We start from the raw sequence: 20562 nt of genomic DNA, 5'->3' as shown, positions 1-20562 counted from the left end.
CCGTGTCCGCGTCCCGACGCCGCCGCATCACCCCCGCCCGGTTCACCGCCCCGATCGCCGTCGTCACCGCCGTGCTCCTCGTGACCGGGGTGGGCGCCTCGGTCGCCGCGGCCGACGACGTACCGACGCCGGGGCCGATCTCCACCGCGGCGCCGTCGCCCGCGCCCACGCCGGCGACCCCCTCACCCGATCCGGTGGCGGACGAACCCGACGCGAGTGTCATCACCGGCACGGTCACGACAGCCGGTGCAACGCCGCTGCCGGGCGCCCTGGTCCAGGTCGTGCCCGCCGGGCCCGGGACGGTGCGCGACGTGGTCACGAACGAGGCGGGGCACTTCCGCGTCGATCGGCTGACACCGGGCACGTACACGGTCACCGCGAGCCTTCCCGGGTTCGAGCCGGCGACCCAGCGGGTGGAGGTGCTGCTCGGGATGACCGCATCGGTCCCGCTGGAGCTGACCGCTGCGTCGGTCGATGTGACGCTCGATCGCGTGCGGTTCGTCGCCGGCGAGAGCGTGCAGCTCGACGCGCGCGGCTTCTTGGCGGGTGAGAGCGTCGCGGTGGAGCTCCACTCGACGCCGCTCACGCTGGCGACGTTCGTGGCGGATGCGGACGGCGCGCTCTCCGAGCGCGTCACCGTGCCGGCCGACGCGGAGCCCGGCACGCACGACGTCGTCGTCATCGGCGAGAGCGGGCGCTCGGCCTCGATCACCGTCACGGTCACCGCGGTCGCACCCCTCGTCGCGACCGGCTGATCCGGTCGACGGCCGCGTCGGAGGTGGCGCGCACCCGTCCGAGGCACCAGAGTGGGAGCGGGCATGTCGCGCCCATCTTTCTGGGGGAGGAACCGATCCGCATGCGCACACCGTCGCTCGCACTGACCGCCGTCGCCACCGTCGCGGTGGCGGCCCTCGCTCTCACCGGTTGCACGGCCGGCACCGACGATGCGTCGCGTGAGACGCCGGTGGCCGAGCCGACGGCGACGCCCGACGTCGAACAGACTCCGGAGGCGGAGGTCGCCTCCCTCGCGGACTGCGCGGTGGGGACGTGGCTCATCCCCGAGGCGGAGATGGTGCGCTTCTACGGCACCCTGTCCGAGCAGGTCGATCAGGTCGAGATCGCCCCGTACGGCACCGTCGAACTCACCCTCGGCGCGGACGGGGCCTCGTCGTACGACTCGGACTTCGGGTTCGACCTCACCGTCGAAGCCGGCCCGACGTCCATGGAGCCGCGTGTGAGCGTGACCGGGTCGGTCAGCGGAACGTGGGCCACCACCGACGATGACCGGATCACCCTCGACACCGACGACAGCTCGCTGGTCGTCGACGCCACCGTCGACGGCCAGCCGATGGACCTCGGCGACCTCACGAACCAGTTCCTCGAGCACACTCCGCTCGACGGTTCCGCCGGCCCGGTCACCTGTACCGACGACACCATGGTCGTCCCCTACGAAACGGCCGGTGACCCGATCGACCTGACCTGGCAGCGCATCGCGGGATAGGTCGCGCTCGATTCCCCATTGACGCCGGTCCCCGAGGGGTGCCACTCTGTTCACGTTCACAGAGTCTCCTCGCACTGCTCTGTGAACGTGCACACACCATCGTCGGTGCGTGCCGCATCGCGGCGACGTCGCCGACGCGCCGTGTCACACCGTGAATCCCACAGAGAAGTAGGAGCAAAGTGCAGAAGTCACTCCATCGACGAGCCCGCACGCTCGTCGCCGCGGGAATCGGCGTCGTCCTCGTCGCGGCGGGATTGATCCCGTCCGCTGCGAGCGCCGCAGAGAGCCCGTCCACCGTGTCCATCGATCTCGAGGGCACATGGAAGTTCGCAACGGGGGACGATCCCGCCTACGCGGATCCGTCGTTCGACGACTCGTCGTGGGCCGACCAGACCGTGCCGGAGGACGGGGCGAACTTCGCCTCGTACGACGGTTTCGGCTGGTACCGCCTGACTTTCGACCTGCCGTCCGAGGCGAGCGGCCAGAACCTCGTCGCGTCTCTGGGCTTCCTGGACGACGTCGACGAGGCGTTCTTGAACGGCGTGCGCATCGGCGGGTCGGGGACCATGCCGCCCAACGCGAGCAGCCAGTGGTTCGAGAAGCGGCTGTATCCGGTGCCCTCCACCGCGCCGGTGTTCGGCGGAGAGAACGTGCTCGCGGTGCGGGTCTACGACATGAACGGCGGCGGCGGCTGGTACCAGGGCCCGGTCGGGATCTACTCGAGGGATGCGGTGCGGGCGACCGTCTACGGCATCGACGGGGAGTATGCGTCGTCGTCCCAGACGGCAGCCGTCACGGCCGTGCTCGCGGCTCAGAAAGCGGCGCTTGCGACCGGTGACGTCGACGGGTTCCTCGCCACGCTGGACGAGGACTACTTCCACGACGGACGCACCAAGGAGCGTCGCGAACGCGAATTGCGCGCGTGGATGGCGGAGTCCGGTTCTCTGACGCTGACCGACGGCGAGGTGGAGGTGGTCGTCGGCGACGGGGGCGATCTGATCGTCGACACGAACCGCACGATCACCGGTACGCGCGAGGGCGCCGCCTTCACCTTCCAGCCGGCCGCGCAGGAGTTCCTGCACATCGACGCGGAGTCGCTCCTCGAGACCGGGAACGCGTCGCGGTTCTTCCGCGAGACGGTCGATTCCGAGCTCGAAGGCCAGCCGCGTGAGTTCGTGACATACCTTCCGCCGTCGTACCTCGACGACCCCGACCGCGACTACCCGGTCGTGTACCTGTTCCACGGGATCAACGGCGGCAGTCGCGAATGGGAGCCGCGCAACATCGACGATGTGCTCGATGGACTGTGGGCGGGCGGCCTGGCCGAGTCCATCGTGATCATGCCCGACGGCGAGTCGCTGTGGTACATCGACAACCCCGGCGGCGTGCCGTGGCGGAGCATGTTCCTCACCGAGCTGATGCCGCTCGTCGACGGCGAGTACCGCACGCTCGAGTCCGCGGACTTCCGCGGCACGACGGGCATTTCGATGGGTGGGTTCGGCGCATATTCGATCGGACTGTCGCACCCGGAGCTGTTCTCGTCGGTGGCTTCGCACATCGGCGCGTTGAGTGTCGCCCGGGGGGCCGTCCCCAGCCCGCTGACCCAGGTGGCCTCGATGAGCACCGACGAGCTGAACCACTTCAGCTTCTTCTACGACTCGTGCGAGTACGACGAGTACCGCTTCGACGAGGCGGTGCGCACACTGGACACGACCCTGACGGAGAAGGGCGTCGCATACACCTCGGCGGTGTACCCCGAGGGGCGTCACAACGACGATTGCTGGATGCCGCACCTGGTCGATTCGTTCACGGTGCACTCCGACTCGTTCCGCTCGCACGGACTGGAGGAGGACTCGACGAACCCGCCGACCGACCCCGTCGACCCGGATCCGGGGACCCCGGTGACGACGCTGACCGTCGACGATGCCGCACCGACCGCAGGCGCGTCGCTCACGGTGTCCGGCTCCGGCTTCGTCTCCGGCGAGTCGGTGACGATCGAGCTGCGCTCGGATCCGGTCGTGCTGGCCGAGGTGTCGGCCGACGACGCCGGAGCCTTCACGAGGTCGGTGACGATCCCCGCCGACACCACCCCGGGTGCGCATACCGTCGTCGCCACCGGCGAGAGCGGCCGGTCGGCGTCGATCGCGATCACCGTCGCGGCGGCGGACGACTCCGGAACGGACACCGGAAGCACCCCCGGCACGACCGATGACGGTGACAACGGCGGTGACAGCGGCGGTGACAGCGGCGGTGGCAGCAGCGCGGACGGTTCGACCGCGAGCGCGGGTTCGCTCCCGCTCACCGGAGTGGATCCGGTGCCGGCGATCCTCGCGGCGCTGATCCTGCTCAGCCTCGGCACCGCGATCGTCGTGGTTCGGGCGCGGCGCTCGTCGTGAGTCGTGCTCGGCGAGGGGGCGCCCCGGCTCCTCCTCGCCGACCATGCCGGCGTACACGGACGCGACCACCGCACACGCGCGCTGAGCTCCACCCCAGACGCGCCCGCGATCGGTCAGAACGGCGCGCGCACGTCGTCGACACCCGTCCGGCCCCGATCGGGCGGTGGGTCGGGGATGAACATCACCCGTGGTGGTGGGTCGTCGGTGTACTCCAGCCCGGAGGGTGCGGTGAAGTGCAGTCTCCCGCCCGGGTGTTGGACGACGGTCCACCCGGCGGCGTGTTTCAGGGTGTGGTGTCTCTTGCAGAACGCCCCGAGGTTGTCGACATCGGTTTTGCCGCCGAGGGCATAGTCCTCCCGGTGATCCCAGTCACAATCTCGCGCAGGTCTCCGGCATCCGGGGAACCGACACCGGACGTCCCGGGCCATCAAGTACCGTTTCTGCGCCGCCGTCGCGTGCCGCCGGTCGACCGCGAGAACAGCGCCGCCGATGGGGTCGAGGAACACCCGGTCGAACCCGGGGGCGTTTCCGGCGAGGATCTTCGCCGTCTCCGGATCGACCGCGCACGTCCCGTCCAGTTCCGCACCCCCGGCGGTTGTTCCCGCGAGGCTGGTGGCGGGAACGGTGACCTGCACGTGCGCCCGGATCGCCCCGAGCCCACCCTCGACCACCCCGCCGGTCGCATCGATCGACGGGGTAGAGGTGAGCATCATGTCCAGCAGCAGGTCGGTGCGAATCTGATCGAGGGTCCGCTGGTCGAACCACACCTCACCGGCCACCACGCTGCCGCAGCCGCCGAGGTCGCCGACCCCGGAATCCCCCGCACCGTCCGCGAGACCGTCCCTAGAAAGGCCGAAGCTCGCACCCAACCGCACCGGGTAACGCTCCACCGCCTCGCGCTCACCACGCGTCGCCGCCTCACGTTCGATCTCCCGTTCCGCGGCTTCGCGCCGCGCGACCCGATCGGCGGCCTTGATCGCCTTCCCTTGCCGGGTGATCCGGTCGTAGACCCCGTGGATCTCGACGGAAGGCCCGATCGCGCCGAGCATCGACATGCCATCGCGCAGGTCTTCGACCCACACCCGCCTGTCGAGCACGGCCGCGTCGTGGCGTTCCTGCATACTCCGCGGATTCACCGACTCGGCGACCTGCTCGGCATATGACCGCAACCGGTTCGGCGACGTCGTTTCCGCGTAATCGAGCACGTCTTGCTCGAACGCCACCCGCGCGTGCTCGTCATCGAGATCAGCCCCAGCCTCGACGACCACCCGGACGTGTGCCCGTGACACCCGCCCCTCGTGCCATGCCGCCCACGTGGTCGGGAACTGCGTCACCGTCCGGTGCGCCTCGAACAGGTGTGTCTGCATCGTCCGGTCGCTCGTCCGCGCGTCGACGGCGAACTCCGCCGCCATCGACCGCAACGGCATCTCGCGCTCTCGTGTAGAGGCCTCGCGCAAGCGGCCCGTCTGCTCTTCGGCGAGCGCGAACGCGTCCGCGTGGGTCCGTGCGAGATCGGCTTCTGCCGCCGCGATCACCTGACGAAGCCGGCGGGCCTCAGCGACGAGTTCGCGCGTGCGGAGGGCATCCGCCTCACGCTGCTCTTGGTCACCCATCGCGCCCCGATTCGTTCGTTCGATCTCCTTCGAGACTAGGGAGGGCCACCGACATTCCCGCCTCGAAAACCGCCGATCGCAGGAGAAATCACCAAGTTTCTCTCGAGCCTGCCCTTTGCCGTCGAGACACCCCTTTCCTGCACCGTCGAGGCGCCCCGCAGCACCACTGCCTGCGCCTTTCTTCCATCTCGGGCACTTTTCTTCCTTGGGAGATAGAATGTCGCAATGGCGCTCAACATCAAGGACCCCGAGGCCGACCGCCTCGCCCGGGCTCTCGCCGCCGCCACCGGTGAGAGCATCACCGTCGCCGCGCGCGCGGCGTTCGCTGAACGCCTGGCACGAGTGCAGGCGCAGGATGCCGCTCCCGGCGTCCTCGCCGAACTCGAGAGCATCATCGCGCGAGCGCGCCAACGCGAAACTCTCGACGGCCGTCCCGCAGATGAGATTCTGGGATACGACGATGCCGGATTGCCCACGTGACCATCGCGGTCGACACCTCGGCGCTCATGGCGATCGTGCTCGGCGAAGACGATGCGCCGCTGTTCGCTCGCGCGATCGCCGCGAACAGCGGTGACGTGTGCGTCAGCGCTGCCACGGTGGTCGAGGCGACGATCGTCGCCGAAGCTCGCCAGGGCGCTGCCGCCGCGCAAGACCTTGCTGCCGTCATCCGAGAGGCGGATATTCGCATCGTTGCTCTCGACGCCACGCAGGCCACGATCGCCTCGGCCGCGTGGCGCCGCTTCGGCATGGGACGACACACGGCCGCCCTGAACCTGGGCGACTGCTACGCGTACGCACTCGCCCGCCATCTGGGAGCCCCGCTGCTGTTCAAGGGCAACGACTTCGCGCAGACCGACATCGCGTCTGCGTTCTGACCGTCGGGCCCTTCACCTGCGCCTCGTACCGCGTTACGGTGGTGCTCGGTCGACGACCGCCAGCCACATCATGACATCGACCAAGCGCATCTTCCCCCTCGCCCATGCCCAGACACGTCCGGGCGCGATCGGCGCGCTGATCGGCGCCCTTCTCTGCACCATCAGCGCCGTGCACTTCTCGATGACGGGCTTCGCCCTTACGGCCGGGCGGAGCGCGGATGAGCCCACGGCCGCCACCGCGGTCGCCTTTCTCGTTGCGGGCGCCTCCCTCACTCTCGTCAGCGCCGTCGTCATTGAGAAGAAGACGAAGGAGATCCGACGCGCCCGGTCCGATCGATCAGACGCCCCGACCCTATGACGCGCACGGCCTCGACCACGACCATGTGCGTTCTGGGCGTCGGGTGGCTGCTGCTCGGCGCATGGAGCTTGTCCACCGGAGACAGGCTCGTCGGAGTCGGATTCTGCGCCCTCGGAATCACATGCTTCGGCGTCGGCTTCACACGTCGGCGACGTCGCGACGAGCGCTGACGATCCGCCGGCGCGGCACGCCGAGACATCCGGGCCAGGAGGCCCGGCCGACGCCACGCCTCCGCGTCAGAGCGACCCGAAGACGTCGTTCGCGATAGCGAGGGCGGCGTCGCCTGCGAGCTCGCTGCTCGTGAACGCCTGTGACCGACCCGCTACACCCATACCCCGTCGGCGAGGAACCGTTCCATCCGCTCGAGCCATGGCGCGAGGTCCATCCCCTGCGCCTGCACCCATGCGTCGTCGTAGTACGTGTGGGCGTAGCGCATGCCCCCGTCGCAGATGAGGGTGACGACCGACCCGGTCTCGCCCGCCTCGAGCATGCGCGCGATCAGCTGGAATGCCCCGACGAGGTTCGTTCCGGTGGATCCGCCCGCCCAGTGCTGGGTCTTCTGTCGCAGCAGCCGGATCGCGGCGATCGAGGCGGCGTCGGGCACCTGCAGCATCTCGTCGATGACGGTCGGCACGAAGGAGGGCTCCACTCGCGGCCTGCCGATCCCCTCGATGCGCGAACGCTCCGCCGTCACCACCGACCGGTCGCCGAGCCGCCACGCGTCGTAGAACACCGACCCCTCCGGGTCGACCACGGCCACGCGGGTGTCGTGGCACCGATAGCGCACGTATCGCCCGAAGGTCGCCGAGGTCCCCCCGGTTCCGGCGCTGACGACGATCCACGACGGGATCGGATGCCGCTCGAGCGACATCTGGCTGAACACACTCTCGGCGATGTTGTTGTTGCCCCGCCAGTCGGTGGCGCGCTCGGCGTACGCGAACTGGTTGAGGTAGTGCCCGCAGCAGCCTTGGGCGATGCGCTCGGCTTCGGCGTAGACCTCCATGGGTTCGTCGACGTAGTGGCATTCACCGCCGTAGAACTCGATGAGCTCGATCTTCTCCCGACTGGTCGATCGCGGCACCACGGTGACGAACCGCAAGCCCAGCATGCGCGCGAAGTACGCCTCGGACACGGCGGTCGATCCGCTGGATGCTTCCACGAGCACCGTGTCGGGTCCGACTTCTCCGTTGACCAGTCCGTAGAGGATCAGCGACCGCGCGAGCCGGTGCTTGAGCGACCCGGTCGGGTGGACCGATTCGTCTTTGAGATAGAGGTCGATCCCCCACTCGGCCGGCAGCGGGAAGACATGCAGGTGGGTGTCGGAGGTGCGATTCGCGTCGGCCTCCAGCAGATGGATGGCGTCGACGACCCACTCGCTCCGCTCGCTCACCCCTCGACGGTATCGCGAGCCCCGGACGCGCACGAGGCGAAGGGCTGACCTGCCCTCAGCCCTTGTGGTGTTCGCGGTAGGCGCGGGGGCTCACGCCGTGCATGCGGCGGAACTGCCGGGAGAAGTAGAACGCGTCGTCGAACCCTGTCGCACGACCGACGTCGGCGACGGTCATGTCCGTGGTGTCGAGCAGCACGCGTGCCCGCGCCATCTTCAGCGCGTTGTGGTGGGCGAGCACTCCCCCGCCGGTGGCGTCGCGGAACAGGGCGGCCAGGTGTGAGGGCGACAGCCCCACCATCGCGGCGAGCTCCGGGACCGACACGCGCCCGTCGATCCGCTCTTCGAGGTAGCGCATCGCGCGTTCGAGCGGCGTGCCGTCGACGGCCAGGCGTCGGTCGACGGCGAGCTGCGTGAACAGGCGCCAGGCCATGCCGGATGTCGCCACGAGTCGCGCAGGTGTGGTGTCGCGCGCAAGAGCCCGCGAGATCTCATCCAGCAGGGCGGTCGCCTTCTCCACGCTCCGCAGCGACAGGGTGACGTGCCCGCCGTCGACGCCGCACGCCTCGACGAGCTCGGCGACATCGGTTCCCCGCACGTGGCACCACCAGATGGTCCAGGGATCCTCGGGCGCCGCGCCGTAGGCGTGCGCCGTGCCCGCGGGGATGACGATCGCCGTCGAGCTGCCCACCCGCGTGCGGGCGCCCGCGACGTCGACCCATCCCGCGCCGGCGACACACACGATGACGATCGTCTCGGGTACACCGCTCGGGCGATGCCGACCGTGATGCTCCGCGCGGGGAAAGTACCCGGCGTCGGTGACCGTCATGCGGCGGGTGACTCCGCGCGCGAGCGCCGTCTCGACCTGCGGGCGGGGCACGACGCTGAGGAGCTGGTGCTCGAACCCGTCGGGCCGTTCGAGGTGTGCACCGTCCATCGCGCCATTGTCGCACCACCCCCACGAGCTCGGGACGGGTCACTGTCGAACCAGGTCCTTCGCCAGCGGATCGTCCAGGTCGGGGCGCCCTTCGACCATGGTGAGTCCGTCCGCGTGCCGGTTAGCGTTCACGGGTGACACGCAACGACGACGCCCCGAGCCGCATCCTGCTGCCCGACGCCCCCGCCGACCAGACCGAGATCCTCGCCGACGGCGGCGTCGCCTGCTGGAGCGAGCCGGTGTGGATCGACACGTACGACCCGGGTGACCCCGACCCCTACCCACTTTTCTTGGACAGGAGGGTCTACCAGGGATCGAGCGGGCGCGTGTATCCGCTGCCGATGATCGACGCGGTCTCGGCGGAGAAGAAGCCGCGACAGTGGCACGCCATACACCTCGAGAACGCCTTCGTGCGGCTGATGCTCCTCCCCGAGATCGGCGGGCGCATACACATCGGGTTCGACAAGGTCGCCGGCTACGACTTCTTCTACCGCAACAACGTCATCAAACCGGCCCTGGTGGGGCTCGCCGGCCCGTGGATTTCGGGCGGTGTGGAGTTCAACTGGCCGCAGCATCACCGCCCGGGTACGTTCCTGCCGGTGGACGCACGCGTTGAGCGAGAAGATGACGGCGCGGTCGTGGTCTGGCACAGCGACATCGACCCCCTGCAGCGGATGCGCGGAACGCACGGCATCCGCCTGCGGCCGGGCTCGTCCCTCATCGAAGCCGACGTGCACCTGCACAACCGCACCGATGCGACGCAAACCTTCCTGTGGTGGGCGAATGTCGCCGCCGCCTCGCACGAGCGCTACCAGTCCTTCTTCCCCGACGACGTGGCCTACGTCGCCGATCATGCGCGACGCGCGATCTCGGCGTTCCCGCGCGCGGATCGGCCGTACTACGGCGTCGACTATCCCGCCCTGGCCGCAGAGCGAGCCGACGCCGACCGGATCGACGTGTACAGCAACATCCCCGTGCCCACGTCGTACATGATCACCGACACCGACGACGCGTTCTTCGGCGGATACGATCACGCCGCCGACGCCGGATTCGTGCACTGGGCCGACCCGGCGATCTCTCCCGGCAAGAAGCAATGGACGTGGGGGGACGGTGAGATCGGCCGCGCCTGGGACGCGCAGCTGACCGACGGCGACGGCCCGTACGTCGAGCTGATGGCGGGCGTGTACACCGACAATCAGCCCGACTTCGCGTGGCTGCTGCCCGGGGAGACCAGGCGCTTCCGTCAGTATTGGTACCCGATCCACCGAACGGGTCCGGTGCGACAGGCGACGACGGATGCGGCGATCGCGGTGGATGCGACTCCGGGCGGCACGCGGATCGGGGTCGCGGTCACCCGGGCTTCCGACGGACTCACGGTGTCGGCTGCCGTCGGCGCAGACGATGTCTGGCAATGGACCGGTGCGCTCTCCCCCGCCGCGCCGCTGGTGCAGGTGATCGATGCCGGGTCGGGTGACGCCGCCGACGTCGATCGTGTGACGCTGCGCCACGGCGACGTCGTGCTCGTCGAGTGGCGGGCGCGTGATTCGACCAGCGGGGAGCCGTGGGTGGCGACCGAGCCCGCGGCGCCTGCTGAGATCGCCTCGACCGATGAGCTCCTGGTCACCGCGACGCACCTGCAGCAGTACCGGCACCCGACGCGCGATGCCCTCCCCTACCTGCGCGAGGCGCTGCGGCGTGATCCGGGTGACACCCGCGCCGCCACCGCTCTCGGCGCATGGCACCTCCGCCGTGGCGAGGACGCGCGTGCACGCGAGGCACTCCAGACCGCCGTCAGCCGGGCGACCGCACGCAACCTCAACCCGCGCGACGGCGAGCCGCTGTACCTCCTCGGCCTCGTGCAGGAGCGCCTCGGCGATGACGCGGCCGCCGACCGCGCGTTCGCCCGTGCCGGATGGAACGCGGCGTGGGCCGTTCCCTCTGCTCTCGCGCGGGCTCGCATCGCGCTGCGCGCCGGACGCTCCGCCGACGCGCGCACCCTCGCGGAGACGGCCGGCACGGTGCCCGAGGCGCGGCGCCTCGTCGCCCTGGCAGATCCGGATGCCGTGGGCGCCCTCGACCTCGCGACGCACCTGCACCGGGACGACCCGCTCGACGCTGCTTCTGCTGCGCTGGTGCGCGCACTCTCCGCGCCGGCGCCCGGCACCGCCGACGAGGCGCCGGAGGCCGATTCCCTCACCCCGCTCGATGAGCGCACCGCGCTCGACATCGGGGCGGAGTTCGCACGCGCGGGACGCTTCGACGTCGCCCTGGCCGCGACGGAAGCACCCGCGCCGGGTGCACCATCGGCCGGGCGGGCGGGCCCGCTGCGCCACTACCTGCGCGCGCTGTGGCTCGAACGCGCGGGGCAGCCCGAGGCCGCGCGCGCCGAGCGACGCGCGGCGGCCGTGGCCGATGCGTCGCTGGCGTTCCCCGCGGGGCTCGATCAGTACGACGCGCTGCGCGCCGCGGTGCGTGCCGATGCGGCCGATGCGACCGCCGCGGGCTTGCTCGGGATGTGGCTGCTCGATGCCGGTCGACACACCGACGCGCTCAGGGTGCTGCAGGCCGCCGCCGATGCCGGTTCCACCGACCCCGTCACCTGGCGCAACCTCGCTCTGGCGCGGGTCGCGGCAGCCGGGCATGACGAGGGCGCCGACGCGGCACTGCGTCACGCCCTGGGCCTGCGCGCCGATGCCCGTCTCGTGCTCGAGCGCGACCTGCTGGCGGAGCGGCGCGGCCTCGATGCGGGCGCCCGCCTGGCCCTGCTGGACGAGCACGCCCCTCTCATCGGCACTCGGGATGACCTCGCGCTGCGGCACGTGACGCTGCTGCTCGACCGCGACCGCATCTCCGAGGCGTGGGTGGTGCTCACCTCCCGCCCCTTCCGCCCGTTCGAGGGAGGTGAGGGACGCGTGATCGCCGCCTTCGACCGCGCGATCTGCGCCCAGGCGCGCGCGCTCCTCACCGACGGCTCCCCCGACGCGCTCGCCGAAGCGGCACGGCTGCTCGCGCTCCCGGTGCCGGCGCACCTCGGCGAGGGCCGCCATCCCGCAGAGCCCGCGCTCGAGCGCATCGTTCTTCTCGGCGATGTGCGTGCGGCCCAAGGCGACGCGGATGCGGCGCGGGAGGCGTGGGCGAGCGCGGTTGCGCCGACACCGCTCGCGGTCGCCGAGCGGCCGGCCGATGCGCTCACCTTCTGGCGAGGGGTCGCACACCTTCGCCTGCGCGAGACGGACGCGGCCGAGACTGCCTGGCGTGTGCTCGGCGAGCGCGCCGAGGCGTTGCGTGCCGCGCCAGACGCGGTGGACTACTTCGCGACCTCGTTGCCCGAGCTGACGGTGTTCGATACCGGCACCGCCGCCGCGCGTCAGCGCACCGCCGACGAGCTCGACGAGCTCGCCGCCCGTGGCCGCGCCCTCGCGCGGGCCGCCGCACACGAGTCGATCCGCCAGGAGGCAACCGCATGACCGAGCGCTATCTCGGAGCCGGAACCGTCGCCCGAGACGAGACGGCGCTGACCGGCCCCGTTCCCTCCCATCTCCCCCAACGATTGACGATCACGCTGTGGGATTTCTCCTGGTACACCCGCGCCGGTGAGGGGGAACCCTACGCCGACGTCGACGCGGCAATGGCCGACGCTGCGTCGCTGGGATACAACGCCGTGCGCATCTGTGCCGCGCCGCTGCTCCTCGCCGGCGGGCTGGGCCTCGACAGCACGGTCGCCATCGAGGGAATGGGCTCCTCACCCGCCGGCGGCTTCTTCGGACAGCGCACCCGGTGGTACGACGCGCCGGGTGGCTACGAGATCGATGTGCGCGCTCGCCTGCACGAGCTGTTCGATGCGGCCGAGCGCCACGGCCTGGTGGTGATCCTCGCGAGCTGGGAGTACCAGCAGTCCCCGGCGTTCGCGGCGTCGTCGGCGTGGTTCGACGCGATCGATGCCGTGCCCCTCGCCGACCGCTACCGCGTGCTCGCCGACGCATGGGATCGCCTGCTGCGGGAGCTCACCGACGCCGGACACCGCGACCGCATCGCGCTGGTCGAGCTGCACAACGAGGTGGATTTCTCGATCCTCCCGGCGCTCGAAGACGGTGGCGCCGCCGAGGTCGCGCGTCTGCGCGCGGCGCATCCCGAACTGCTTGTGACGGCCAGCTACGGCAAGCCTCCTCACCTGGCGATGCACCGCGTGCCCGACGGGCTCGCTGCGGCGCAGTTCCACGTGTACAGCTACGGTGTGCTCGACGAGCTGCAGAAGCTCGTCGACATCCGGTCCGAGGGCAGTGCGGTCTTCCCGAACGAGGCGTTCGAGCGGATGCTGCGCTCCGACGCCCCCTCGGTCGCCGCGTACGGCCGGGCGGCGGAGTGGAAGTACCGGGCGACGGTCGTGACCGACCAGATGTTCTACGGCTACGACCACCTCGATCCCGCGCTCTGGGACGCGTGGCTCGTGGAGCACTACCCGCCCTTCGAGCAGGTGATGCGACGCGAGATCGAATCCCGCACGATCGCGATCGCGGCCTGGGCCCGCTGGAAGGGCGTGCCCGCGGTCGTGGGCGAAGGGTGGGTGGGCTACACCCCGCTCCACGGCACGTTCGAAGAGGGTCCGATCGGTCGCGCTCTCGCCGAGCACGGCATCGACACGGCCCTCGAGCACGGAGTGTGGGGCGTGGTGCTCTGCTCGAACGCGGCGCCGCACCATCCGATGTGGCAGCTGCGGGATTGGCAGCGCGAGGTGAACGAGCGCATTCTCGCGGCCTGAAACCGGGGACCTCCCCCGAGCCGCCCGCTGGCCGTCGATGACCCCTCGATACCGGGCGACCTCATCGCGAACCTCCCCTTGACCGCGCACTCCGAAACTGCCAGAGGCCGTTACCGCGAGGCGGACGCAGCCCCCACGTGCTCGCCGAGCTCGCCGCGCGACAGCGCGCCGACCTTGCTGCGCGCCTGGTAGATATGCGACTCGACGGTCCGGACCGAAAGAAACAGCTTCTCCGCGATGTCCCGATTCGACAGCCCTGCCGCGATCAGGCCGGCGATCTCGATCTCACGACGTGTCAGGGACGCCTCGCTCCCGCGCACGGCGGCGCGAGTGGATTCGGGCGGCACGTGCCGTGGCGCCGCGACGAGAGTGCGCGTGACCACTGCACGGATGTCTGCGGCACGAGGTACCCGGGGCAACCGAGGAGGCGGATCGGTAAGCGATGCGTGTAGCGGAATGTTCGTGTCTGCGAGAAGTCCCTCGATGTCGACGACCGCGTCGTCGTCGACGACACCCAGCGCGAGTCCGCGGTACAGATCGCGCACCCTCTTCATCGGCGACGTCCGCGTCGCCGTCAGCGCCAGCGCCTCGCCGAGGGCGCGTGCGGCGTCGTCGAGCCGCTGATCCATCAGCTCGACCACGGCACGCGCGGAGGCACAGGCGTGGAGAAGAAGCGGCGGCGCCTCGGGCCACACCGTCTCGACACGTTCGACGATGTGCGGGCCGCCCGTGTGGCGCCGTCTCGCGCGAGGAACTGGGAGATCCAGAGTTCGACGGTCGCCGCTGTCATATCCTTCCGCAAAGGCGAGAACCGGGTTCGCGCGTGGTCCAGGCCGGCCACGGCCCCTGCGACGTCTCCAGACACCGCCGCCGACAACGCCACCGCCAAACCTGCCGTCCCGAGTGCGCGATCATCGCCCTCGCGCACCGCCCGACGACACTCGCGCGCGATGTGGTCGCGAACCCCCGGGGCGTCTTCGCCCATGACCAGATGGGTCACCAGGCCGGTCATCAGGAAGCGGAGTCGGTCGGCCGTGCTGAGACCGGGCACCCCCACCTCGTACACCAACGATTCGATGCGTGCGAGCGCCCTCTTCGCCCCGCGCGGATCTCCCAGCTGGGCGCGCGCGTGCGCCTCCACCAACCACGCGGCGGCGCGCCACCGCCCCGAGGCCCGCGCCGCAAGATCCTGCGCCACCTCCTGCGCCCGCGGCCAGTCGAGGGACGCGAAGTACGACACCGCATCTGCAAGCAGCAGGTGGGGTTCCTCCGCCCCGGGCCTGCAACGCTCCAGCTCGGCGCGCAGCTCACGAGCGTTTGCGGAATCACCCCGGTTCGACCACAGGGTGAGCATCTGCGCAGCGCGAGCCCGATCGAGGCCACCCTCGATGCCGACCGGGTACGGCACCGCATCGGTTTCTCCCGCGCCGACTCGCGCATGCGCGAGTTCGAGCCCGAGGCCGATGTCGTCGGGCGCGCTGTTGAGCCCCGTGGTCGCATACGCCTCGGCCAGCGCGAAATCCCCGTGATCGTTGTTCTGCGCCGCGGCGTCGCGCAGAGCTCTCCGGCCGATCGTTTCCGGCACGGCGACAGCAAGCGGCTCACCGCGCAGCATCTTGTCGGCCAAGACAGCGGCGATCGGGGGGCTCCACCACCCGCCGTCCTCCGCAAGCATGCGGACGACAGCGTCCATGAGCATCCGCTCGACGTGCTCTGTTCCGAGCATCCGCTCCGCTTCCCGCCCGAGGAGGGGGTTCGCCCAGAGGGCATGTGCCACTGCCTCGTCGCGGTGGAGGTAGCCGGCGGCGCACAGAGCATCGAGCTCGGCGACGGGGCGGATGCGGGAGGCATGGGCGGATGCGATTCCGGGAAGATGGTGGATGAGAGCGAGAGTGCCCAGATGACCGGCGTCGAGCGCGGCGAGGTGCGCGCCTGCGGCATCGGCCAATCGCGTCAGCCCTGGCAGCTCCGAGACCTCGGCGATCGGGTCTCGCCCCTCCCTGGAGGCGTCGCACGCGAGGGCCGCGAACTCGTCGAGCAGCGCACGCGAACCGTTGGACCACCAGATGATCGCGTCGCGTGTCACCTCGTCGGCCACGGCGTTCCCGCACGGCCGCAGAAAATCCCACGCCTGCCGTTCGCTGAGGGGTTCGATGTCCACGCGATGAGCGATCCCGCGCGCGACGAGCCCGGTGAGGGCGGCGCCCGAGTCGGACGGGGGACGAACGGTGTCGGCCGCTCGTACGACGAACAACGCAACCAGGTGTTGACGGCAGACCGCGTCCATCAGCAGCGACGTGCTCGCGGTGTCGAGGTCGTCCGCGTCGTCGACGAGGGCGACCGACGCGTGAGCGCCGTCGTGCGCCGACAGGTGCGGGACGAGCTGTCCTACCCCATCGAGCGCAGACAGTGTCCCGCCCGCCATCGAGGCGGTTCCACGCACCACGACCGTGGCGATCTCGCGCCGCGCGAGCTCTTCCACCACCCGGTTCACGGTCACGGTCTTGCCTGCACCCACGGGACCGACAAGGACGACCGGCGTCCCCGCCGCCAACCGATCTGCGATGTCGCTTGGGTCTGCTGCGCGACGAACATCGCGCCTGTATTCGCCCCCCACGAGGGAGTCCTCTGCCGTCCGCATGATCCCCCCGCGACGTCATCGACTCGGTGTGGATGTCACGATAGCGAGCACTACCGCCTTTGTCTGCCCCCACACCCCGGTAGGTAGTGGTCGGCATCCACCCGTGGTGCGAGGAGCACTACGGATTCCGGTGCCCCTTTCACGGCGCGCCGCTACCGGGATTCACGGTTCTTCCCGCTGGTTCTCCGCCGTGCACCTGTCTCGCCCTCGGGGTGGTTCGCCAGGCTCCCACACACGGGGCATCGCGCCCGGCCGCTCGACCTCGGTCACGGCGGCTCGCAGATGATTGGGGTTTTCATGGAGCAGCAGCAGCGCCGGACCGTCCGGCGCCGGATCTTTGCCATCACCGCCGGTGGGGCGGCCCTCGGGCTGGGGGTCGCGGCCACTCTCGCGGCGTGGACCGACACCGAATGGGTCTTCGGTGGTGACGGCAGCGGCGGTCCCGGTATCGGGACATCGACGTTCGCCATCGAGCAGAACACCGACGCTCCCGGCTATGACGCGGGCAGCTGGGTAGACGAACCCGACAACCCCGGCGGCGAGATGGTCTTCGAGGCCACCAGCCTCCTCGGCACCGAGCTCGCGCCGGGTGACAGTGTCTACGCCGCCGTCGCGTTGCGCACGAAGTCGACGTCGATCGCGGGCGATGTGCAGCTCGAGGCCGCTGTTCCGGCGACGGGGATCACGACGAACGACACCGGAGGCCTGCTGTTCGCCGCGCTCGATGTGCGGGTGGCCACCAGCGCCACGACGTTCGATTGCGACGCCACGGCCTTCTCCGGCGACCCGGGTAGCCCCACGGTCATCGCCAACGGAGACCTCGCCTCCACGGGCGGGTCCGCGACGCAGTCGCTGTCGGCGGCGGCCGGCTCGGTGCAGTACTACTGCTTCGAGGTGACCCTCCCCGCATCCATCAACAGCGACCCGGACCCCGCGTCGTACATGGGTCGCACGGTCGCTCCGGCGTGGGAGTTCGTGGCCACCTCGTGAGCGACTCGGTCACGGCATCTCGCCCGCTCGCCGCGCATGCGGCGCCGTCGTCCCCCCGATCGACCCGCCGGTCGGCGGGCGATGCGACGGTGCCGCCGATCGAGCGTGTGCGGGATGCCGTGACCACCGTGTTCGGGTGCATCGGCATCCTCACCGTCACCTGGCTCGCGGCGAGCGCGATATGGGGTCTGGGGATCATCGTCTTCGTCACCGGGTCGATGGCCCCCGCTCTTCCCACCGGCGCGGCCGCGGTCACCCAGACGGTGGCGGCCGGGGACCTGAGCGTAGGCGATATCGTCACCGTCCGCCGGCCCGACGCGAACATGCAGGTGACGCACCGCATCGTCGAGATCGCGCCGGTCGCGGCCAACCCGGACGCCCGCAGTCTGACGCTCCGCGGCGATGCGAACGCGAACGCCGATCTGGAACCGTATGTGGTCACCGAGGCGGCGCGGGTGCTGGCCGGTGCCCCCGGCGTGGGTTGGGTCGTCATCTGGGCGAAGTCGCCCGCGGTGATGCTCGGCGGCGCCATCCTTCTCGCCTTCGTCGTGGCGTGGGCGTTGTGGCCCTCGCCCGTGCGTGCGACATCCGATGACGACTCGGACGCTGCGCCGGAGACCACCGGCTGACCCGGATCAGGAGAACCATGTTCCACTCCCGCCGTTCGCGCGGCCGGCGCGGCAGCGCCCTTGTGGTCGCGACGCTCTCCGTCGCGGCGCTCGGTGTCGGAAGCGTCCTGGTCGCCGACGCCGCCGGCGCCGCCTTCATCGACGTCCCCGAGACGTGTGCCCCGGGGCATCTGGTGCTGTCGTCAGACCCGTACCCGGCGCAGTTCCTCGACCTGAGCCCGGGTGATCCCGCCTTCTGGCAGATCCGTGCGCGGCTGGAGGATGCGTCGCGCGCGACCCTCTCGCTCGAGTTGCGCAAGGACGGCGCCCTCGCGTCGTACCCCCGGGGCCTGGTCATGCAGGTCGACGTGTGCGACGCCCCCTGGTCCGGCAGCCCGACCGCGCCGGAGTGTTCTCGTGGAGCCCGCGCGGTGACGGTGGCCACCCCAGCCGATGACTACACGACCTCGTCGCCGACGTTCGAGTTGCGCCCTCTCTCACCCTCGGCGCCGCAGTATCTGCTGGTCACACTCTCGATTGAAGACTCCGCCACGGCACGGTCGGACGAGTCGCTCATGGGGCTTCGCGGTCAGATGGGGATCGGCCTCACGGCGACAGCCATCGACGATGTCCCCGTCACACCGCCCGGGCCGTTGCCGTCCACCGGGGTCGACGTCGGAACGCTCGTCGGGGTCGGCGCGCTCGCGCTCGGATTGGTGGGGCTCGGCGCATCGATGCGCCTCGCACGGCAGGGAGGACGCCCATGACGCGTGGGACGCGCGCGGCTCTCGCGGCTGCCCTGGGCGCGGTGCTCGTGGTTCCGCTGAGCGTGACGGCGACCACGGCGAGCTGGAACGATCGTGAGTGGGCTCACGGCGCACCCCTGGGTACCGGGTCGATCGCCTGCGACGGCACGACCGCGTTCGACACCGTCTCCCGCGGGACGTTCCTCGCCGGTGAGCTGCTGGGGGTCGACCTCGACGCGATCGCCGCGCTGGAGGAGATGCGGCTGACCGTGGACGCCGACGGCACGGCGACGCCGTCACCGGGCGGCGCGATCGACCTCGGCTCGACACCCCCGACGTACACGTATGCGAATCCGTTCGATGTCACCGCGCTGGGGATCGTCGGTGTCGACCTCACAGGTCTTGCGGTTCCCATCGGAGCGGCGACCCTCGGCGGCGTGAGCCAGTGGACGCAGGGTTCGACCAGCGGCGACACGGCCGGTGCGGCGGGTTTGATCAACGACTCCGGTGCCGTGCTGGTGTCGGATTCCACGCCGTCCGATGAGCTGCCTGCTCCGGGGACGATCGACATCACCGCCCTCCTCCCCCCGGTGGCCGGCCTTGACGATGCCACGCTCGAGGTCGGTGCGGTGGCGGCGAGCTCGCAGCTCGACGGGTGCGCCGCGCTTCGGGAGCAGATCTGGGGCATCGCTCCGGCGACACCGGCCGTGACACGTGACTACGGCATCGCCAGCCTGGGTCTTGTGATCGATGCGCCGGTCATCGGTGCGCTCACCGGGGGTGTGACCACCGGCGTGGGCGAGCTGGAAGCGGCGGTGGCGGCGCTCGTCGGCCAGGACGGTCTGATCTCCCAGACCCTTCGGACCAATCTCGACCTGGTCGTGCCGGGGGTCACCGCCGCGAGCCTCACGGGCACGGTGGAGATCACGGGGCTCGATCTCAACGCGGTCGTCGCGCCGTTCCTCGGCATCACCCTCGACGGCAACGGGTTCACGATCGATCTCGCGAACGGCCGCATCCTCGTCGACGTCGAGCATCTCACCGGCTCTTTGAACAATGCCGGCCCGAATACCGAGCTCGTGCTCAACGCCGCGGTGATCAACGACATCATCGCCGAAGCCGGCGTCCTTCTCGACGCGTGGGTTCAGGACGTCACCGACGCGCTGCGGGATGCCATCCGCGACGCACAGCTGACGATCGATCTGAGTACGACCGTGTCAGCGATCGGCCTCGAACTGGCGAGCGTGACGCTCGTCCTCGATGCGACGATCGGCGAGGTGCTGGACGGCACCGCGACGATCGCGGTCACGGCGACCGCGCTGGGCGGGTTGCCTGCGACCATCGACATCCTGCTCGGCGCGGCGGGGCTCCCCACGCTGAGCGACATCCTCTCGGCCCTGACCGGGTCGGGGGGTGCGCTCACGTCCGCGTTGGCGAACCTGCTGACGTCGGAGCTGCTGGACCGGGTCACGACGCTCGGCGCGACCCTGTCAACATTGTCGACGCCGGTGGTGAACGTTGTCGCGGGGGTTCTGAATGCCCTCCCGACGGTCGTGTCGGTGATGGTGAACGTGCAGCCGGATCAGGCGGGTGCTCCTCCGGGGTCGTCGTTCATCGCGGCGGGGCCGCAGTCGACGGCGGAGTACGCCGTGACCGCCCTCCGACTGGGTCTGGCGGACTTCGCGGTTCCCGGCGATGTCGCCCATGTCCGCTTCGGCACGGGTTCAGCGGGTCCGGTGACGTTGCCGTAG

At 70.4% G+C, this 20562-nt stretch carries 17 protein-coding genes; 12 read left to right on the top strand and 5 right to left on the bottom strand.

Features of this window, described 5'->3' with window-relative positions:
* Positions 1–2 precede the first annotated feature (2 nt).
* The 3 genes from RZO50_RS07170 (at position 3) to RZO50_RS07160 (ending at position 3897) form a co-directional block, all read left to right on the top strand.
* On the top strand, positions 3–755 hold the full coding sequence (locus tag RZO50_RS07170) for a carboxypeptidase-like regulatory domain-containing protein (RefSeq protein WP_322599029.1): 753 nt from the start codon (positions 3–5) through the stop codon (positions 753–755).
* Positions 756–856: 101 nt separating this feature from the next.
* A complete protein-coding gene (locus tag RZO50_RS07165) occupies positions 857–1501 on the top strand; it encodes a hypothetical protein (protein WP_322599028.1) in 645 nt (214 codons plus the stop codon).
* A 179-nt stretch (positions 1502–1680) separates the two neighbouring features.
* The gene (locus tag RZO50_RS07160) at positions 1681–3897 is read left to right on the top strand and encodes an alpha/beta hydrolase (RefSeq protein ID WP_322599027.1); all 2217 of its coding nucleotides are present in this window, start codon (positions 1681–1683) and stop codon (positions 3895–3897) included.
* A 113-nt stretch (positions 3898–4010) separates the two neighbouring features.
* Here RZO50_RS07160 and RZO50_RS07155 read toward each other — a convergent pair whose 3' ends face one another.
* A complete protein-coding gene (locus tag RZO50_RS07155; protein ID WP_322599026.1) occupies positions 4011–5510 on the bottom strand; it encodes an HNH endonuclease signature motif containing protein in 1500 nt (499 codons plus the stop codon).
* A gap of 225 nt (positions 5511–5735) precedes the next feature.
* Here RZO50_RS07155 and RZO50_RS07150 point away from each other — a divergent pair, with 225 nt between their 5' ends.
* From RZO50_RS07150 to RZO50_RS07140, 3 genes are all read left to right on the top strand, one after another.
* Complete coding sequence (locus RZO50_RS07150; RefSeq protein WP_322599025.1) at positions 5736–5990, top strand: type II toxin-antitoxin system VapB family antitoxin; 255 nt, start codon at positions 5736–5738, stop codon at positions 5988–5990.
* A complete protein-coding gene (locus RZO50_RS07145) occupies positions 5987–6385 on the top strand; it encodes a type II toxin-antitoxin system VapC family toxin (RefSeq protein ID WP_322599024.1) in 399 nt (132 codons plus the stop codon). Before RZO50_RS07150 ends, RZO50_RS07145 begins: the two co-directional genes overlap by 4 nt.
* A 70-nt stretch (positions 6386–6455) precedes the next feature.
* Positions 6456–6743: a hypothetical protein gene (locus RZO50_RS07140; RefSeq protein ID WP_322599023.1), complete on the top strand. Its 288-nt coding sequence runs from the start codon at positions 6456–6458 to the stop codon at positions 6741–6743.
* Between the two features lie 322 nt (positions 6744–7065).
* On the opposite strand, the gene RZO50_RS07135 is transcribed toward RZO50_RS07140, so the two are convergent.
* Both RZO50_RS07135 and RZO50_RS07130 read right to left on the bottom strand, forming a co-directional pair.
* The gene (locus tag RZO50_RS07135; RefSeq protein ID WP_322599022.1) at positions 7066–8133 is read right to left on the bottom strand and encodes a PLP-dependent cysteine synthase family protein; all 1068 of its coding nucleotides are present in this window, start codon (positions 8131–8133) and stop codon (positions 7066–7068) included.
* Between the two features lie 55 nt (positions 8134–8188).
* On the bottom strand, positions 8189–9067 hold the full coding sequence (locus tag RZO50_RS07130) for an AraC family transcriptional regulator (protein ID WP_322599021.1): 879 nt from the start codon (positions 9065–9067) through the stop codon (positions 8189–8191).
* Between the two features lie 134 nt (positions 9068–9201).
* Here RZO50_RS07130 and RZO50_RS07125 point away from each other — a divergent pair, with 134 nt between their 5' ends.
* Together RZO50_RS07125 and RZO50_RS07120 are read left to right on the top strand one after the other, a co-directional pair.
* Positions 9202–12534 carry a DUF5107 domain-containing protein gene (locus tag RZO50_RS07125; protein ID WP_322599020.1) on the top strand — a complete coding sequence of 1111 codons (3333 nt, stop codon included), beginning with the start codon at positions 9202–9204 and terminating at the stop codon, positions 12532–12534.
* Complete coding sequence (locus RZO50_RS07120) at positions 12531–13826, top strand: cellulase-like family protein (RefSeq protein WP_322599019.1); 1296 nt, start codon at positions 12531–12533, stop codon at positions 13824–13826. The genes RZO50_RS07125 and RZO50_RS07120 overlap by 4 nt, the downstream gene beginning before the upstream one ends.
* Positions 13827–13936: 110 nt before the next feature.
* Here RZO50_RS07120 and RZO50_RS07115 read toward each other — a convergent pair whose 3' ends face one another.
* Complete coding sequence (locus RZO50_RS07115; RefSeq protein WP_322599018.1) at positions 13937–14455, bottom strand: helix-turn-helix transcriptional regulator; 519 nt, start codon at positions 14453–14455, stop codon at positions 13937–13939.
* Positions 14455–16326, bottom strand: a complete 1872-nt coding sequence (locus RZO50_RS07110; protein WP_322599017.1) for a hypothetical protein — start codon at positions 16324–16326, stop codon at positions 14455–14457. The genes RZO50_RS07115 and RZO50_RS07110 overlap by 1 nt, the downstream gene beginning before the upstream one ends.
* Positions 16327–16764: 438 nt before the next feature.
* Between RZO50_RS07110 and RZO50_RS07105 the strand changes: the two genes are divergently transcribed.
* From RZO50_RS07105 to RZO50_RS07090, 4 genes are read left to right on the top strand one after another with little or no spacing between them, the layout of a single operon-like run.
* Positions 16765–17457 carry a SipW-dependent-type signal peptide-containing protein gene (locus RZO50_RS07105; protein ID WP_322599016.1) on the top strand — a complete coding sequence of 231 codons (693 nt, stop codon included), beginning with the start codon at positions 16765–16767 and terminating at the stop codon, positions 17455–17457.
* The gene (locus RZO50_RS07100; RefSeq protein WP_322599015.1) at positions 17454–18086 is read left to right on the top strand and encodes a signal peptidase I; all 633 of its coding nucleotides are present in this window, start codon (positions 17454–17456) and stop codon (positions 18084–18086) included. Before RZO50_RS07105 ends, RZO50_RS07100 begins: the two co-directional genes overlap by 4 nt.
* Before the next feature lie 17 nt (positions 18087–18103).
* Positions 18104–18832: a hypothetical protein gene (locus RZO50_RS07095; protein WP_322599014.1), complete on the top strand. Its 729-nt coding sequence runs from the start codon at positions 18104–18106 to the stop codon at positions 18830–18832.
* Positions 18829–20562 (top strand): choice-of-anchor G family protein, encoded by a 1734-nt coding sequence (locus RZO50_RS07090; RefSeq protein ID WP_322599013.1) that lies wholly within the window; start codon positions 18829–18831, stop codon positions 20560–20562. The genes RZO50_RS07095 and RZO50_RS07090 overlap by 4 nt, the downstream gene beginning before the upstream one ends.

Origin of the sequence: Microbacterium xanthum (assembly GCF_034531355.1) — a bacterium.
GTDB classification, from domain to species: domain Bacteria; phylum Actinomycetota; class Actinomycetes; order Actinomycetales; family Microbacteriaceae; genus Microbacterium; species Microbacterium xanthum.
The sequence above is the reverse complement of the archived record's forward strand: the minus strand, read 5'-3'. Positions and strand labels throughout refer to the sequence as shown.

Coding starts and splice junctions, on each gene's coding strand:
- RZO50_RS07150 (WP_322599025.1), top strand. CDS start 5,736: ATGGCGCTCAACATCAAGGACCCCGAGGCCGACCGCCTCGCCCGGGCT.
- RZO50_RS07095 (WP_322599014.1), top strand. CDS start 18,104: ATGTTCCACTCCCGCCGTTCGCGCGGCCGGCGCGGCAGCGCCCTTGTG.
- RZO50_RS07090 (WP_322599013.1), top strand. CDS start 18,829: ATGACGCGTGGGACGCGCGCGGCTCTCGCGGCTGCCCTGGGCGCGGTG.
- RZO50_RS07165 (WP_322599028.1), top strand. CDS start 857: ATGCGCACACCGTCGCTCGCACTGACCGCCGTCGCCACCGTCGCGGTG.
- RZO50_RS07140 (WP_322599023.1), top strand. CDS start 6,456: ATGACATCGACCAAGCGCATCTTCCCCCTCGCCCATGCCCAGACACGT.
- RZO50_RS07105 (WP_322599016.1), top strand. CDS start 16,765: ATGGAGCAGCAGCAGCGCCGGACCGTCCGGCGCCGGATCTTTGCCATC.
- RZO50_RS07120 (WP_322599019.1), top strand. CDS start 12,531: ATGACCGAGCGCTATCTCGGAGCCGGAACCGTCGCCCGAGACGAGACG.
- RZO50_RS07115 (WP_322599018.1), bottom strand. CDS start 14,455: ATGGATCAGCGGCTCGACGACGCCGCACGCGCCCTCGGCGAGGCGCTG.
- RZO50_RS07130 (WP_322599021.1), bottom strand. CDS start 9,067: ATGGACGGTGCACACCTCGAACGGCCCGACGGGTTCGAGCACCAGCTC.
- RZO50_RS07155 (WP_322599026.1), bottom strand. CDS start 5,510: ATGGGTGACCAAGAGCAGCGTGAGGCGGATGCCCTCCGCACGCGCGAA.